Annotated in this window: 14 protein-coding genes; 8 read left to right on the top strand and 6 right to left on the bottom strand. The window is 66.7% G+C overall.

All coding sequences use genetic code 11. The features are described 5' to 3' along the window. The first annotated feature begins 10 nt into the window (after positions 1-10). The 6 genes from ABIB42_RS10560 to ABIB42_RS10535 all read left to right on the top strand — a co-directional run bounded on the left by ABIB42_RS10560 (position 11) and on the right by ABIB42_RS10535 (position 9554). Entirely contained in the window at positions 11-1180 is a 1170-nt protein-coding gene (locus ABIB42_RS10560) for a CmpA/NrtA family ABC transporter substrate-binding protein (protein ID WP_429248298.1), read from the top strand. 258 nt (positions 1181-1438) lie between these two features. Beyond that, positions 1439-2737: an MFS transporter gene (locus tag ABIB42_RS10555; RefSeq protein WP_429248297.1), complete on the top strand. Its 1299-nt coding sequence runs from the start codon at positions 1439-1441 to the stop codon at positions 2735-2737. A gap of 14 nt (positions 2738-2751) precedes the next feature. Beyond that, positions 2752-5277: a nitrite reductase large subunit NirB gene (gene nirB / locus ABIB42_RS10550; RefSeq protein ID WP_429248296.1), complete on the top strand. Its 2526-nt coding sequence runs from the start codon at positions 2752-2754 to the stop codon at positions 5275-5277. Between the two features lie 11 nt (positions 5278-5288). Then, complete coding sequence (gene nirD / locus ABIB42_RS10545) at positions 5289-5636, top strand: nitrite reductase small subunit NirD (RefSeq protein WP_005668412.1); 348 nt, start codon at positions 5289-5291, stop codon at positions 5634-5636. Continuing rightward, positions 5633-6850: an NAD(P)/FAD-dependent oxidoreductase gene (locus ABIB42_RS10540; protein WP_312486982.1), complete on the top strand. Its 1218-nt coding sequence runs from the start codon at positions 5633-5635 to the stop codon at positions 6848-6850. Before nirD ends, ABIB42_RS10540 begins: the two co-directional genes overlap by 4 nt. Before the next feature lie 13 nt (positions 6851-6863). Beyond that, positions 6864-9554 (top strand): molybdopterin-dependent oxidoreductase, encoded by a 2691-nt coding sequence (locus tag ABIB42_RS10535; protein ID WP_429248295.1) that lies wholly within the window; start codon positions 6864-6866, stop codon positions 9552-9554. Positions 9555-9559: 5 nt separating this feature from the next. On the opposite strand, the gene ABIB42_RS10530 is transcribed toward ABIB42_RS10535, so the two are convergent. From ABIB42_RS10530 to ABIB42_RS10505, 6 genes are all read right to left on the bottom strand, one after another. Then, the gene (locus tag ABIB42_RS10530) at positions 9560-10504 is read right to left on the bottom strand and encodes a hypothetical protein (RefSeq protein WP_429248294.1); all 945 of its coding nucleotides are present in this window, start codon (positions 10502-10504) and stop codon (positions 9560-9562) included. A 3-nt stretch (positions 10505-10507) separates the two neighbouring features. Then, entirely contained in the window at positions 10508-11257 is a 750-nt protein-coding gene (locus ABIB42_RS10525; protein WP_005668420.1) for a DUF6345 domain-containing protein, read from the bottom strand. Positions 11258-11430: 173 nt separating this feature from the next. After that, a complete protein-coding gene (locus tag ABIB42_RS10520) occupies positions 11431-12411 on the bottom strand; it encodes a TerC family protein (protein ID WP_005668422.1) in 981 nt (326 codons plus the stop codon). Between the two features lie 187 nt (positions 12412-12598). Next, entirely contained in the window at positions 12599-13297 is a 699-nt protein-coding gene (locus tag ABIB42_RS10515) for a dienelactone hydrolase family protein (RefSeq protein ID WP_273162044.1), read from the bottom strand. 265 nt (positions 13298-13562) lie between these two features. Continuing rightward, positions 13563-14393: an OmpA family protein gene (locus tag ABIB42_RS10510; protein WP_429248293.1), complete on the bottom strand. Its 831-nt coding sequence runs from the start codon at positions 14391-14393 to the stop codon at positions 13563-13565. A gap of 9 nt (positions 14394-14402) precedes the next feature. Then, on the bottom strand, positions 14403-14783 hold the full coding sequence (locus tag ABIB42_RS10505; protein WP_005668427.1) for a DUF4398 domain-containing protein: 381 nt from the start codon (positions 14781-14783) through the stop codon (positions 14403-14405). Between the two features lie 143 nt (positions 14784-14926). Here ABIB42_RS10505 and ABIB42_RS10500 point away from each other — a divergent pair, with 143 nt between their 5' ends. Together ABIB42_RS10500 and ABIB42_RS10495 are read left to right on the top strand one after the other, a co-directional pair. Continuing rightward, positions 14927-15274, top strand: coding sequence for a TonB-dependent receptor domain-containing protein (locus ABIB42_RS10500; protein WP_005668428.1), 348 nt, complete (start codon positions 14927-14929; stop codon positions 15272-15274). Positions 15275-15389: 115 nt separating this feature from the next. Continuing rightward, positions 15390-16028, top strand: coding sequence for an NAD(P)H-dependent oxidoreductase (locus tag ABIB42_RS10495; protein ID WP_005668429.1), 639 nt, complete (start codon positions 15390-15392; stop codon positions 16026-16028). Positions 16029-16160 lie beyond the last annotated feature (132 nt).

The raw sequence follows: 16160 nt of genomic DNA, 5'->3' as shown, positions 1-16160 counted from the left end.
AAGGAGACGTATGACATTGGCAGGCAAAGGCGCCTGGATCGCCGGCACCGACCGGCCCGAGATCGAGACCGTCCGCATCGGTTTCATGCCGCTGGCCGATTGCGCGCCGCTGGTGATGGCGTCGGTGCTCGGCTTCGACGAGCAGTATGGCGTGCGCTTCGAGCTCACCCGCGAGCTGTCGTGGACCGCCATGCGCGACCGCCTGATCGGCCAGCAGCTCGACGCGGCCCATGCGCTGTACGGGATGGTGTATGGCATCCAGAACGGCATCGGCACCCAGCAGTGCGATATGGCGGTGTTGATGAACCTGCACCAGAACGGCCAGAACATCACGCTGTCGCGCGCGCTCGCCAACGCCGCCCGCGATCCCGGCCTGCTGCGGCGCGAGGTGGACGAGAAAGGGCGCAAGCTGACCCTGGCCCACACCTTCCCGACCGGGAACCACGCGATGTTCCTGTATTACTGGCTGGCCGCGCATGGCATCGATCCGCTCACCGACTGCCAGGCGGTGACGGTGCCGCCCGGGCAGATGGCGGCCAGCCTGGCGGCCGGGCATATGGATGGTTTCTGCGCGGGCGAGCCGTGGGGCCAGCGCGCGCAGCGCGACGGCGCCGGGGTGCAGGCCGCGTCCAGCGAACAGATATGGCCGAACCATCCGGGCAAGGCGCTCGGCACGCGCGCCGCCTTCGCGGCCAGCCACCCGAACACCTGCCGCGCCATGATTGCCGCGCTGTTGGAAGCGGCGCGCTGGCTCGACGCCTCGCGCACCAACCGCGAAGCCGCGGCCGAGGTGCTGGCCAGTCCCGCCTATGTCAACGCCAGCCGCGAGACGCTGCAGTTCTGCCTGGCCGGCAGCCACATCGACGAGCACCGGGGAGGCGGCGGCTGGCGCGGTCACAACGGCCTGCGCTTCCACGCCGACGGCGAGGCCAACTTCCCGTGGCTGTCGGACGGCATGTGGTTCATGACCCAGCACCGGCGCTGGGGCCTGCTGCGCGAAGCGCCTCCTTATCTGGCGCTGGCGGCCCAGGTCAACCGCATCGACCTGTATCGCGAAGCGGCCGAACGCACCGGCACGATGCTGCCCGCCTCTCCGATGCGCAGCTCGACCTTGCTCGGCGGACGGGTATGGGATGGCGGCGACCCGCAGGCCTGGGCCCGCGCACCAGCGCGATCTTGAACGCGGTGCATGCGGGCGCATCATCATGGTGAGCGATGCACCGCAATGCAGCATCCGGATGCGGTCCGTTGAGGTACGCCCCCTGAAGCCGCGGTGGCACGCCTCTTGCTCATACCTCTGACAGGATCAATGGCGATTCTCTTCACGATTTTCACTTAGCGCCGGCCCAACGCGGGGACGGCAACAGGACAACGGCGTCCGCAGCTACTGCCCATGGCAGCAAGCGCGGACGCCTTTTCGTTTTTCAAAGGAAGAACAATGGCCAGCAAAGCGGACAGCATCAAGCTCTTTTCCTTCCAGGGCGCGCCCATGCGCGCCTTCCACCTGACCTGGGTCGCCTTCTTCATCTGCTTCTTCGCCTGGTTCGCCTGCGCGCCGCTGATGCCGGTCATCAAGGGCGAATTCGGGCTCTCGATGGAGCAGATCGCCAACATCAATATCGCGGCGGTCGCGATCACCATCTTCGTGCGTCTGCTGGTCGGCCCGCTGTGCGACCGCTACGGCCCGCGCAAGACGTACACGGGTTTGCTCCTCCTGGGCGCGATTCCCGTGCTGGGCGTGGCGCTGGCGCAGAGCTACGAAGCCTTCCTGCTGGCGCGCCTGGGCATCGGCGCGGTCGGCGCCAGCTTCGTCATCACCCAGTACCACACTTCCGTCATGTTCGGCCCGAAGGTGGTCGGCACCGCCAACGCGGCGGCGGCCGGCTGGGGCAATGCCGGCGGCGGCGCGGCGCAAGCGGTCATGCCGCTGATGCTCACCGCGATCGTGATGCTGGGCGTGAGCCAGTCGCTGAGCTGGCGCCTGGCGCTGGTGGTGCCCGGCGTGATGATGATCGTGATGGCCTTCTTCTACTGGCGCTATACGCAGGATTGCCCGGCCGGCAATTACGACGACTTGCGCAAGACCGGCCGCATGCCAGAGGGCGGCGGCAAGGGCGGCTGGGCGAGCTTCGTCGCCGGCTGCCGCAACTACCGCGCCTGGCTGCTGTTCGTCACCTATGGCGCCTGCTTCGGCATCGAGATCTTCATCCACAACATCGCCGCCGTGTACTACGTCGAGCACTTCGACCTGTCGCTGGCCCAGGCCGGCATGGCCGCCGGCAGCTTCGGCCTGCTGGCGCTGTTCGCCCGCGCGCTGGGCGGCTGGCTGTCGGACAAGGCGGCTCTGTCGGGTGACCTGAACCGCCGCGTGACCGTGCTGTTCGTGCTGATGATCGGCGAAGGCCTTGGCCTCCTGTGGTTCGCCCAGGCCGAGGGCGTGGTGTTCGCCGTGGTCGCGATGCTGGTGTTCGGCCTGTTCACCCACATGGCGTGCGGCGCGACCTATGCGCTGGTGCCGTTCATCGCGCCGAAGGCGCTGGGCGGCGTGGCCGGCATCGTCGGCGCCGGCGGCAACGTCGGCGCGGTGGCGGCCGGCTTCCTGATGAAGGGCACGGGCGACATCAAGCAGACGCTCACGATCCTCAGCGGCCTGGTGCTGGTCGCCAGCGTCTGCGCCATCGCAGCCCGATTCACCGCGACCAGCGCCAGCACGGCGCCGGCAGCCGCAGCAGCTTGATTAGGGAGCAGCAAATGCATATCGTCGTCATCGGCCACGGCATGGTGGGCCACAAATTCCTCGAAACCCTGGCCGCCAGCGGCCGGGAAGACCTGCGCGTGACGGTGCTGGGCGAAGAGCCGCGGCCGGCCTACGACCGCGTGCACCTGTCGGAGTTCTTTGCCGGTAAAAGTGCGGACGACCTGTCGCTGGTCGCGCCCGGCTTCTTCGACCGGCAAGACATGGTGTTGCGCCTGAACGCGAAAGTGGTCGGGATCGATCGCGCGGCGCAGCAGGTGACCCTGGCCGACGGCTCCTCCGTCGCCTACGATCGCCTCGTGCTGGCGACCGGGTCGTATCCCTTCGTGCCGCCGGTGCCGGGCGCCGACCGCAAGGATTGCTTCGTCTATCGCACCATCGAAGACCTGGAGGCGATGCAGGAATGCGGCGCGCGGTCGAAGTCGGGCGTCGTGGTCGGCGGCGGCCTGCTGGGCCTTGAATGCGCCAAGGCGCTGCGCGACCTGGGCCTGAACGCGCACGTGGTCGAATTCGCGCCGCGCCTGATGGCGGTGCAGGTCGACGATCCAGGCGCGCGCGTGCTGCGCACCCGCATCGAGGAGCTGGGCGTCGGCGTCCATACCGGCAAGAACACGCTGGCCATCGTCGATGGCGAAGAAACCACCCACCGCATGCAGTTCGCGGACGGCACGCACCTGGACACCGACATGATCGTGTTCTCGGCCGGCATCCGCCCGCGCGACGAGCTGGCGCGCGCTTGCGGCCTCGAGATCGGCCCGCGCGGCGGCATCGTCATCGACGACCGTTGCCAGACCTCGGACCCGCACATCTATGCCATCGGCGAATGCGCCTTGTGGAACGGCCAACTGTTCGGCCTGGTCGCGCCGGGCTACGATATGGCGCGCACCGCGGCGCGGCACCTGGCAGGCACGGAATGCGGTTTCGCTGGCGCCGACATGAGCACCAAATTGAAACTGATGGGCGTGGACGTGGCCAGCATCGGCGACGCCCACGGCGCCACGCCGGGCAGCCGCAGCTATCAGTTCCTCGATGAACGTCGCCAGACTTACCGCAAGATCGTCGTCTCCAGCTGCGGCAAATACCTGCTGGGCGGCGTGCTGGTGGGCGAGGCGTCGGCTTACGGCGCGCTGCTGCAGACGATGCTGAACAGGATCGAGCTGCCGGAGGCGCCGGAATACCTGATCCTGCCCGACACCGGCGCGGCGCGTCCGGCGATCGGCGTCGACAAGCTGCCGGCCACGGCCCAGGTCTGCTCGTGCAACGACGTCAGCAAGGGCGCGCTGTGCGAAGCGGTGGCCGGCGGCGCCACCACCATCGGCGCCCTCAAGAGCTGCACCTCGGCCGGCACCGCCTGCGGCGGATGCGTGCCACTGGTGACGCAGGTCCTCAATGCCGAGCTGAAGAAACTGGGCGTGGCGGTCAACAACCACCTGTGCGAACACTTCGCCTACTCGCGCCAGGAGCTGTACCACCTGGTGCGCGTCGGGGCTATCCGCGACTTCGGCGAGCTGCTGGCGCGCCACGGCAAGGGACTCGGTTGCGATGTCTGCAAGCCGACCGCCGCCAACATCCTGGCCTCGGTGTGGAACGATTTCGTGTTGAAACCGAAGCACGCCAGCCTGCAGGATTCGAACGACTACTTCCTCGGCAACATCCAGAAGGACGGCACGTACTCCGTGGTGCCGCGCATGCCGGGCGGCGAAGTCACGGCCGACGGCTTGATCGCAGTGGGGATGGTGGCCAAGAAGTATGGCCTGTACACCAAGATCACCGGCGGCCAGCGGGTCGACCTGTTCGGCGCCCGCGTGGACCAGCTGCCGGCGATCTGGGAAGAGCTGATCGCGGCCGGCTTCGAATCGGGCCACGCCTATGGCAAGTCGCTGCGCACGGTGAAATCCTGCGTCGGCTCGACCTGGTGCCGCTATGGCGTCGGCGACAGCGTCGGCTTCGCCATCGCGCTGGAAAACCGCTATAAAGGCTTGCGCGCGCCGCACAAGATCAAGTTCGGCGTCTCGGGCTGCACCCGCGAATGCGCCGAGGCCCAGGGCAAGGACGTCGGCCTGATCGCCACCGACAAGGGCTGGAACCTGTACGTGTGCGGCAATGGCGGCATGAAGCCGCGCCACGCCGAATTGATCGCCTCGAACCTCTCCGAAGAAGAGGTGGTGCGCCTGACCGACCGCTTCCTGATGTTCTACGTGCGCACGGCCGAGCGCCTGCAGCGCACCAGCACCTGGCGCGAGAACCTGGAAGGTGGTCTCGATTACCTGAAGGCGGTGGTGGTCGACGACAGCCTCGGCATCGCGCAGGAGCTGGAAGCGCAGATGCAGCACGTGGTCGACACCTATGCCTGCGAATGGAAGGAGGCCGTCACCGATCCGACCGTGCGCCGCCGCTTCCGCCACTTCGTCAACAGCGCGCAGGTCGACGAGAACGTCGTGTTCGTGCCCGAGCGCGGGCAGGTGCGTCCCGCCACTTTCGACGAACGCCGTCGCGTCATTCCCATCGCCAGCGCAGCATAAAGGAGAGCATCATGCACCGTGATCTTCAACTCGAACACTGGACCGCCGTCTGCCTACTTTCCGACATCGTGCCCGATACCGGCGTGTGCGCCTTGCTGAACGGCCGCCAGGTGGCCGTGTTCCGCGTCGGCGCCGATGAGCCGAGGGTGTTCGCCATCGATAACTACGATCCGAATTCGCAGGCCGCCGTGCTGTCGCGCGGACTGGTGGGCAGCATCGGCGAGCGCATCGTCGTTGCGTCCCCGATCTACAAGCAGCATTTCGACCTGCAGAGCGGCGAGTGCCTGGAAGCGCCGGCGCATTCGGTCGCCAGCTATCCGGCGCGGATCGACGGCGGACAGGTGTGGGTCGCCGCATGAAACCGTCATTGGTCGTGGTCGGCAACGGCATGGCCGGCATGCGCACTGTCGAGGAGCTGCTGGCGCTGGCGCCCGATCTGTACGACATCACCGTGTTCGGCGCCGAGCCGCGCGTGAACTACAACCGCATCATGCTGTCGCCGGTCCTGGCCGGCGAAAAGACGGCGGACGAGATCGTGCTGCATCCGCGCAGCTGGTACGAGGAGCACGGCATCACCCTGCATGCGGGCGACCCGGTGGTGGCGATCGACCGCAAGCGGCGCGTCGTGCGCGCACGTTCGGGCAAGGAGGTGCAGTACGACCGCCTTCTGCTGGCGACCGGTTCGCAACCGTTCATCGTCCCGGTGCCGGGGGCCGAGCTGCCCGGCGTGGTGGGCTTTCGCGACCTGGACGACGTCGACACCATGCTGCAGGCGGCGCGCGAGGGCCGGCATGCGGTCGTGATCGGCGGCGGCCTGCTCGGACTGGAAGCGGCCAACGGCCTGCTGCGGCAGGGCATGGACGTGACCGTGGTCCATCTCACCCAGAGCCTGCTGAACCAGCAGCTCGACGTCGATGCTTCGCTGCTGCTCAAGGGCGCGCTGGAGCGGCGCGGTCTGCGCATCCTGCTGGGCGCCGAGACCGAGGCCATCCTCGGCAATGGCAAGGTGGAGGGCGTGCGCTTCAAGGACGGCAGCGAGGCGCCGGCCGACCTGGTGGTGATGGCGGCCGGCGTGCGTCCGAATGTGGCGCTGGCGCGCGCCGCGGGCCTGCACGTCGAGCGCGCCATCGTGGTCGACGACACCTTGCAGAGTTACGATCCACGCGTGTACGCGGTGGGCGAATGCGTCCAGCATCGCAAGGCGACTTTCGGCCTGGTGGCGCCGATCTGGGACCAGGCGCGCGTGTGCGCCGCCCACTTGGCCGGCCTGGGCCATCGCCGCTACGTGCAGCAGGCCACGGCCACCAAGCTGAAAGTCACCGGCATCGATTTGTATTCGGCCGGCGACATCGTCGGCGGGCCGGGCACGCAAGACCTGGTGCTGCGCGATCGCCGCGCCGGCATCTATAAACGCCTGGTGCTCGAGGGGAACCGCATCACGGGCGCCGTGCTGTATGGCGACGTGCTCGATGGTCCCTGGTATTTCGACCTGATCCAGCGTGGGGCCGACGTGTCGGCGCTGCGCGATCGATTGTTGTTCGGGCCTGCCATGTGTGAAGCGCAGGCCGCGTAGAAGAGAGTCATTTATGTCGCACATGCCGATCCCGCTGCAAGAAATCCGCACCACCTGTCCTTATTGCGGCGTCGGCTGCGGCGTGAAAGCCACGCCGCTGGGCGATGGCGGCGCGCTGATCGAGGGCGACGCCGATCATGCGGCCAGCCGCGGCCGCCTGTGCGTCAAGGGTTCGGCCCTGGGCGAGACGCTGGGTCTCGATGGCCGCCTGCTGACGCCAGCGGTCCGGCGCGATGGCGCCATGGCGCGCGCCGGCTGGGAGGAGGCGCTGGACACCGTCGCCGACGGCTTCAAACGCATCATCGCCGAACACGGGCCGGATGCGGTGGCGCTGTACGTCTCGGGCCAGATCCTCACCGAGGATTACTACGTCGCCAACAAGTTCATGAAGGGCTACGTCGGCAGCGCCAATATCGACACCAATTCGCGCCTGTGCATGTCGTCCGCCGTGGCCGGCCACAAGCGCGCCTTCGGCGAAGACGTGGTGCCGGGCTGCTATGAGGACTTCGAACTGGCCGACGCGATCGTGCTGGTCGGTTCGAACGCCGCCTGGTGTCATCCGACGCTGTTCCAGCGCATCGTCAAGGCGAAGGAGGCGCGGCCCGAGCTGCAGATCGTCGTGCTCGACCCACGCCGCACGGCCACCTGCGAACTGGCCGACCTGCACCTGCCGCTCAAGCCGGGCAGCGACGTGCGGCTGTTCAACGGCCTGCTGGCCCATCTGGCGCGCGAAGGCGCGGTCGACCACGCTTTCGTCGCGGCGCATACCAGCGGCATGGAGGCGGCGCTGGACGAGGCCAGGCTTGGCGGCGACATGGAGGAGGTGGCGCGCGCCTGCGGCGTCGATCCGGACCAGCTGCGCGCCTTCTATGAACTGTTCGCGCGCACCGAAAAAGTGGTGACGGCGTTCTCGATGGGCGTGAACCAGTCCTCGAGCGGCACCGACAAGGTCAACGGCATCATCAACTGCCACCTGGCGACGGGCCGCATCGGCCGTCCCGGCATGGGCCCGTTCTCGCTGACCGGCCAGCCGAACGCGATGGGCGGACGCGAAGTGGGCGGCCTGGCGAACATGCTGGCGGCCCACCTCGACCTGGACAACGCCGGCCACCGCGAGGCGGTGCGCGGCTTCTGGGGCGCGCCGCGCATCGCCGACAAGCCGGGCCTGAAGGCGGTGGACCTGTTCCGCGCGGTGGAGGCGGGCAAGGTCAAGGCGGTGTGGATCATGGCCACCAATCCGGTAGTCAGCATGCCGGACGCCGACCAGGTGCGGCGCGCGCTGGCCGCCTGCGAACTGGTGGTGGTGTCGGACGTGGTGGCGAACACCGACGTCGCGCCGTATGCGCACGTGCTGCTGCCGGCGCTGGCCTGGGGCGAGAAGGATGGCACGGTGACCAATTCCGAGCGCTGCATCTCGCGCCAGCGCGCCTTCCTGCCGGCGCCGGGAGAAGCGCGCGCCGACTGGCAGGCGCTGTGCGAGGTGGCCCGGCGCATGGGCTTTGCCGGCTTCGATTACGACGGCGCGCACGCGATTTTTGATGAGCACGCGCGCCTGTCCACCTGGAAGAATGACGAAGACGGCTACCGCCGCGCTTTCCGGCTCGATCCGCTGGTCGGCATGGACCGCGCGGCCTACGATGCGCTGCAACCGGTGCAATGGCCGCTGCGCGCGCCGACCGAGGGCACCGCGCGGCTGTTCGGCGATGGTCGTTTCTCTCACCCGGACGGCAAGGCGCGCTTCGTGGCGACCACACCGCGCGCGCCTGTGCACGCGCCGGGCGGCGAGTATCCGCTGGCGCTCAACACCGGGCGCCTGCGCGACCAATGGCATACGATGACGCGCACCGGCAAGTCGCCGCGCCTGGCCGGCCACACCGCAGAACCCTTCGTGGATTTGCATCCGCACGACGCGCTGCTGGCCGGCGTGCGCGAAGGAGAACTGGCCCGTGTGAGCTCGCAGTGGGGCGCGATGGTGGCGCGCGTGGCGCATGGCGGCGGCATCGCGCGCGGCGCGGTGTTCGTGCCGATCCACTGGAATGGGCACAACGCCTCCGATGCGCGCGTCGGCGCACTGGTCAATCCGGAGGTCGATCCGGTGTCGGGCGAGCCCGAGTTCAAGCACACGCCGGTGCGGGTGGAACCGTTCGGCGTGGCCTGGCATGGCTTCATCCTGAGCCGCACCGAACTGAACCTGGAACGGGTGGCGCACTGGACGCGCGTGCGCGGCAGCGGCTTCCTGCGCTATGAGCTGGGCGGTCGCGAGCCGGTATCGCCCGCGATGGCGCGCGCGCTGCTCGGGGCGGACGAGGACGCCGACTGGATCGAGTACGAGGACAAGTCGGAAGGCATGCTGCGGGCGGCGCTCGTGGTCGATGGTCGCCTGGAAGCCTGCCTGTTCGCGTCGCGCCGGCCCGACTTGCCGGCGCGCGCCTGGCTCGGCGGATTGTTCGCGCAAGCCGAACTGAGCGCACGCGAACGCGCGACCTTGCTGGCCGGCCGCGCGCCGACGCTGGGGCCGGACCCGGGACCGACCGTCTGCTCCTGCTTCGGCGTCGGCCGCAACACGATCTGCGCGGCGATCGCGAAGCAGGGCTTGACGACGCCGGCCGAGGTGACCGCCTGCCTGCGGGCCGGCGGCAACTGCGGGTCGTGCCTGCCCGAGATCAGGTCGCTGTTGCAGGAGGTGCGCTCAGCCGTGGTGTGACCGGATCACGATGCCCCGTCACGGCACTCCGGATGCAAGCCACGCGAGCGCACCACCGGCGCCTCGTTGCCGAATAGCGGCAGCTCGATGTACGGCCGCTCGGTGCCCGACACCGCCAGCACATAGGCCTGGCGCTCGAGCCGGTGCTGCAGCACGACCTGCGCCACGTAGGCCGGGGCCAGCACGCGCTGGGCCTTGCGCTTGCCCAGGTCGAGATAGCCGAAGCGCATCACGGCCGACTGCACGACGTCGCCCGGCAGCCGGTCCTTCGACTTGCCCAGCACGCTGGCCAGGCGTTCGGCCAGCTGGCGCGCCGCCAGTTCGGCCTCGATGACGGGCGCGCTGTCGAGCACTTCGGCATCGCTGTGGCGGATGTTCAGCGCGAGCGCGTCAACCGTGCCGTCGCCGGCCAGGCGCAGCGCCACCGAGGCGGCGCCCAGCACCGGGATTTCTCCCACCGCATGGCGCCAGGCGCCGGTGGCGCGCACCAGCAGCGTGTCCGACAGCTTCTGGTCGCGGTCGCTGCCGCGCGCCTTGGTCTGCCACAGGCGTTCGAAGGCAAGGCTGCCGCGCTCACCGACCCAGGCGGCGAGGTCGATGCGCTGCGCGGTTTGTTCCAGCTGGCGCACCAGCACCGGCGTTTCTTCCAGCCGCTGCCACGGCGCCTGGAACGGCGCCAGGCCGGACACGTACTGCAGCGCGCCCGAGGCGTGGTAGACCACGGCGCGCGCGCCGTCGGCCAGGTGCACCACGCTGCGCTCGCCGCGGTCGGCCAGGTTGGCGCGGTCGTGGCGGCAGATGTCGGCTTCGTGCAGCGCGGTCAGGAAGCGGTTCATGTTGGCGCGCGCGTCGTCGCGGGTGAGCGGGGTGAGCGCGATCACGTCGGCGCGGCCGGGCACGGCATGCGCGCCGGTCTTCATCAGGGTATCGATCAGGGTTTGCTGGTTCATGGTTCAGCCCTCCGTCCACTTCCACAAGAGACATGCCTGCTGCGCCGGCGCCAGGTCGGGACTCACGCCGCCGTGGCCCCACAGGTGGTCGCGGTTCAGGGCGGACAGATCCCAGCGGATGGCGCCGCCATTCCAGGTGGCGGCGTCGCCCACGCAGACGGTGACCGGATGGTTGTCGACCCACCAGTCGGACACGCCGTCGTGCCAGGCGCCCGAGACGGTGTCGCCGTCGACCAGGTTGTCGGCCACGTCCTCGCCGCATTCGTCGGTGGTGATGCCGTCGTACATGTCGCCCCAGGCGCCGCAATAGATGTGCAGGCGCGCGAAGATGTTCCACAGACCGGCGACGGCGTCCAGGTTGACGGTGTGGCAGGAATAGGCCATCACCCATTCGCTGTTCCAGTCCTCGCCCAGTTGCCACCCGTCGGACCAGGTGCGCCATTCGCTGTGCGCGATGTCGTACAGCATGCGCGCCCGGCCATCGGCCTCGGAATTGCCGTGCGTCTCGATCCAGAACAGGTCGACGTCGTCGACCCAGTTGCGGTCGCTCCCGCCCTGGTCGACGTCGCGGATGTCGGTCTCCCAGACGTCGGTATTGGCCCAGTAGAAGGCGCGCGTGTGCCCGGCCGAGCGCAACTTGCTGTCGAACCCATTGCTTCTATTAAAGGTGTACGTGAGGTCTCCCGCCGTGCTCACGCCGGCGGCGCGCGCATGGTTGAAGTACCGGATTGCTTCTACGCCGAACCTCGCCATGAGATTCTCCTTTCGTGTCAAGACGCCATGCCGCCGCACCCTGATGGGCGCGGCGGGGTGGTCGAGATACAGTAGTCGGAGCGAACGCGGCGGCTCTGGCGAAGATCAGGCTTCGGGAGAGTTGGCGTTCCAGCGGGATAGAAGCGCCGCGCGGGCTTGCGCGGCGTCGACTCTCAGGCGGCCGGTGGCGGGGTCTTCTGCGGCTTGGTCGGCTTGGTCGTCAGCAGGCTCGCGACGACCGAGACGACCAGGATGGCGCCGACGACCCCGAGCGCGATACCGGTCGGAATCTTGTAGATATCGAGCAGCAGCATCTTGATTCCGATAAAGATCAGGATCCCGGCCAGGCCGTACTTGAGCAGGTGGAAGCGGTCGGCCATGTCGGCCAGCAGGAAGTACATCGCGCGCAGCCCCAGGATGGCGAACACGTTCGACGTGAACACGATGAACGGGTCGCTGGTGACGGCGAAGATCGCCGGGATTGAGTCGACCGCGAAGATGACGTCGGTGATCTCGACCATGATCAGCACGATGAACATCGGGGTGGCGTAGCGCAGGCCGTTCTGGATGACGAAGAAACGTTCGCCATGGTATTCGTTGGTGATGCGCATATGGCCGCGCAGCCATTTCAGCAGCTTGTTGTCGGCCAGGTCGGGTTCGCTGTCGGCCGACATCAGCATCTGGATGCCGGTGTACAGCAAGAACAGGCCGAATACGTAGAGGATCCAGTGGAACTGGGCCAGCAGCAGGGCGCCCAGGTAGATCAGGATGGCGCGCAGCACGATGGCGCCGAGCACGCCATACATCAGCACGCGTTTTTGATATTGGGCCGGCACGCCGAAAAAGCTGAACAGGGTGATCCAGACGAACACATTGTCGACCGCCAGGGATTTTTCGATCAGGTAGCCGGTGAGGTATTCCAGGGCCTTGTCGCGCGCGACGACGGGCCCGGCGATGCCGTCCAGGTACCAGTAGAACCAGCCGCCGAAGGCGAGGGCGACCGTGATCCACACGAGAGACCACAGGGCCGCTTCCCTGGTGCTGACCTTGTGGTCGCCGGCGGTCTTGAGCCCGAAGAAGTCGATGGCCAGCATGACCACCACGAAGGCGGAGAATGAGAGATAGAGCGTGGGCGTACCGACGGATTCGAGCATGGCTTCTCCAAGGCAAGGCGTGCCGGACGGTCTGGAGTCCAGCGGCGTTGGAATTAGAGCATGAGCCTTGGAGGAACGCCGCACGCATGGCGGCGTGCGGAAAAAAGCGGATCAGTGAAGGGAAGCGAAGTGGGAACGGCGCCTGCCGGCATGGCGCCGGCAGTCGATAGGGCTTGATGCAGGGCTCTTAGCGCAGGGTGCGGGCGAAGAACTCGTCGGTGCGGCTGTTGGCCAGCGTCGCATCGTCATGGTCGTAGTGGCTGCCGCCCGGACGGGCGAAGGCGTGGTCGCGGCCCGGGTACACATGCACTTCGGCATCGGCCTTGCCTTCCAGCGCGGCCTTGATCTGCGCCTGCGCTTCCGGTCCGATGTATTCGTCGGCGCCGGCCAGGTGGTAGAGCAGGGGAGCGCCGATATGCTTGGCCTCGTGCAGGTACTGGTCGGTGCCGCCGCCATAATAGGCCGCGAAGGCGTCGCCATCGGTGCGGGCCGCGGCCAGGTAAGTCATCAGGCCGCCCAGGCAATAGCCGGTGACGCCGACCTTGCCGGTGCTGCCTTCCATCGTGCGCGCGGCGCTGATGGTGGCGGCGATGTCCTGCACGCCGTGGTCGAAGTCATAGGCCTGGTACATCGAGAAGGCCTTGGCGACGTCGGCTTCGCTTGCCTCCGAGAGCTGGATGCCTGGGTCGGTGCGCCAGAACAGGTCGGGGGCGACAGCGATATAGCCCTTGGCGGCGTAGTTGTCGGCGATGCTGCGGATGCCGGCGTTCACGCCGAAGATTTCCTGGATCACAATGATCACAGGGTAGGTGCCGACGACATCGGGACGCGCGACGTAGCAGTCGAAGCTGCGGTCGGCGGTGGTGACGGTGAGGGTTTCGGACATGGGATTCCTTTTGGTTGAAGGTTGGATGCCAGCCGGTGACGGCAATGACCGGCTTGCGATGCATATCATAAAACGGATGGCGGTATTGGAACAAACACTGGTGATTACCCGAGCCGATATGCCCTGGCCTGAACATCACGGTCCGACGCCGGAAGACCTGCAAGCAGTAAAAAAGCCAGACCGGCTCACCGTATCTGGCTTTTCCAATCCTGTCGCTGGGGCGAGGATATCCGGACCATGCGCATGCAGATCCGTGCCCCAGGCATCATCGCTCGGGTTGCTTGGATTGCCCGTTTTCGTCGCTCGACGTCGTGGAAGAGATTTGTGACGAACCCAGCATTTGCGTGTTGGAGTCGCCCGTGACGACTTCCGCACGCCGGTTTTCCAGACGCCCGATCCTGCTCTTGTTGCTGGCCGCCGGATTCTGTTCGCCGTGAGACCGGATGGCGATGCGGCCGGAGTTGATGCCACGCTGGAGCAGGGCGACACGTACCGCATCTGCCCGTCTCATGGCCAGGGCCTGGTTGTAACGGCGACCGCCGATATTGTCCGTATACCCTTCGATCACGACCTCGCGCTCGGGATTGCTTTTCAATGTGGCTGCCAACTCGTCAAGCGCGCGCTTGGCGCTGGCCGGGATGTTCGCTCGGCCGGGGGCGAAGCCTACCAGGTCTTTTTGCGCCAGTTCCGTGATTGCTTTCGGTTTGCCGCTTCTTGCTGCAAGCGACGAATACACCTGGTCCCGTTCCGCCGCCGCAACCGTCACTGCCTCGCCCGCCGCCCGCTCGCCTGCGAATTCCTGCGCCGTCGCGGCGCGTTGCTGTGCGATATAGGCGAAATGCGTCGTGGTCGTCAGGTCATGCTTGTCATTCCACGCCGTTTTCGCCTTCTGCAGCGACGCGCTTGCGCGTTCCAGTTCGCTTGCAGCGTATTTGGCGACGTGGGGATCGGCGGACGCCTGGTCGATCGCCTGCTGGGCGTTGCCGATAGCGGTATTGGCGGCAGCCACATTGGACGCAGGCGGGGTCGTCGAGCATCCCGCTGCGATGATGCCGGCAATGACCGCGCCCATGCTTGATCGAAGGATGTGGTTCATCTCTCACCTCTACTGGTTCGGGTATGCGCGGTTGATTGTCTCGCGCAATATCTGATTACTCTTGGCCATCTCGGCGGCCGCGAGCCTGGCCTGGGTCGATTCGCTCTTGGCACGCGCCAGATTGGCGTCGACCTTGGCCTGCTCGGCCAGGCGCATCGCGTCATGCTTGTGGTGGCCGGTGGCGGCGGCATTGGCCCGCCCCAGCTTGTCGACCGCGACACCGTAGTTCGCGGGAGCGTTGACCTCCGCACCCGCCATCTGCGCTTGATCGACCGCCTCCCGACTGGCGGCAAGCTCGTGGTTCAACGCTTGATTGGAACAGGCGGACAAGGCAAGAAGACAGCATCCCGCCGCCACGCGGGCCGGATGAGAAAGTTTAGCGAGAATCATGAGGCGCCTCCCCGAGAAACCTGAGTTTGAGAATGTCATCCTACGGGAGAGATATTCATCGTTCAATCAGACCAAAGGACAATGGTCCAGAGTTCCCGGGCTTGAGCGTGCCGTACTTAGCCATGGGGCCACATCGGGAAGGAATGCCGGAGTCCACCACCTCGGTGTTCGCCCAGGACAGCATGGCGCTCGGCGAGCGCTGGATCGTCGCGGCCTCGGTAAGGTTCCAGCGCTACCGCCAGGAGGAGGGCGTTGGCCTCGAGTTCGTGGAGACGCAGAATATCTCCGGCTCGGAAGTGCTGCGGCGCTTCGGCGCGCTCTACAAGCTCGGCCCGCAACTGTCGCTGTACGCCAACTACGCCACGTCCTTCGTGCCGAACCTGGCCAGCAGCCCGACCCAGGGCGCTTATTACACGTCCGCCGACGGCGCCATGCGGGTGCTGGTGGGGACGCCGCGTCAGCTGGGCGTTCGGTTGCGCAGTACGTTTTGAGTGGAAGAGGTAGGTGAAATAAACACATGCCGCGGGCAGATTGGGCGGCGCTCGGCAAGAAACTGCGGGGTCGGGCATCATGGCGCATTATTCACTCACATAGAAGGAATTCTGCATGTCCAATGTCTTGCAAACCTTGCAGTGGCGTTACGCCACCAAAAAAATGGATCCAACCAAGAAGGTCGCCAAGGAGAAGATCGACCGCATTCTCGAAGCGGTGCGCCTGACGGCCAGTTCCAGTGGGCTGCAACAGTACGAGATGTTCGTGGTGACGAACGAGGCTCTGCGTGAACAGATCAGGGCGCATGCCTGGAACCAGGCGCAGGTGACGGAAGCCTCGCATCTGCTCGTGTTTGCCGCGTGGGATAACTATACGGCTGAGCGCATCAACGCGATGTTCGATCTGGTGAACGCCGAGCGCGGCTTCAGAAACGAAGGCTGGGAAGCCTACCGCCAGCAGTTGCTGTCGACGTATCCGCAACGCGATGCCCAGACCAATTTCGAACACGCCGCGCGCCAGGCTTATATCGGCCTCGGCAGTGCGCTGATTGCCGCAGCCGAGGAAAAGGTGGATGCCACGCCGATGGAAGGGTTCGATCCTGCCAAGGTGGATGAGATCCTGAAGCTGCGCGAACGGGGATTGCGTTCGGTGATCCTGTTGCCTATTGGCTACCGTGCGGATGAAGGAGACTGGCTGGTCGACCTGAAGAAAGTGCGTCGCCCGTTTTCGCAGTTCGTCACCGAACTGGCGTAGGCAACCAGACATCCTGGCGATGGCGTTCGATGCCCAGCAAAGAGCGCCGGTGGAGACCACGCCAGGCATGTAACAATGAAAAAAGCCAGACCGGCTGATGCCTGGTCTGGCTTTTTGAATTCTGTGGTCGGG

This window comes from Massilia sp. UYP32 (assembly GCF_050434365.1).
Taxonomy (GTDB): Bacteria; Pseudomonadota; Gammaproteobacteria; order Burkholderiales; family Burkholderiaceae_D; genus Telluria; species Telluria timonae.
This window is presented reverse-complemented; position numbering and strand designations above follow the sequence as displayed.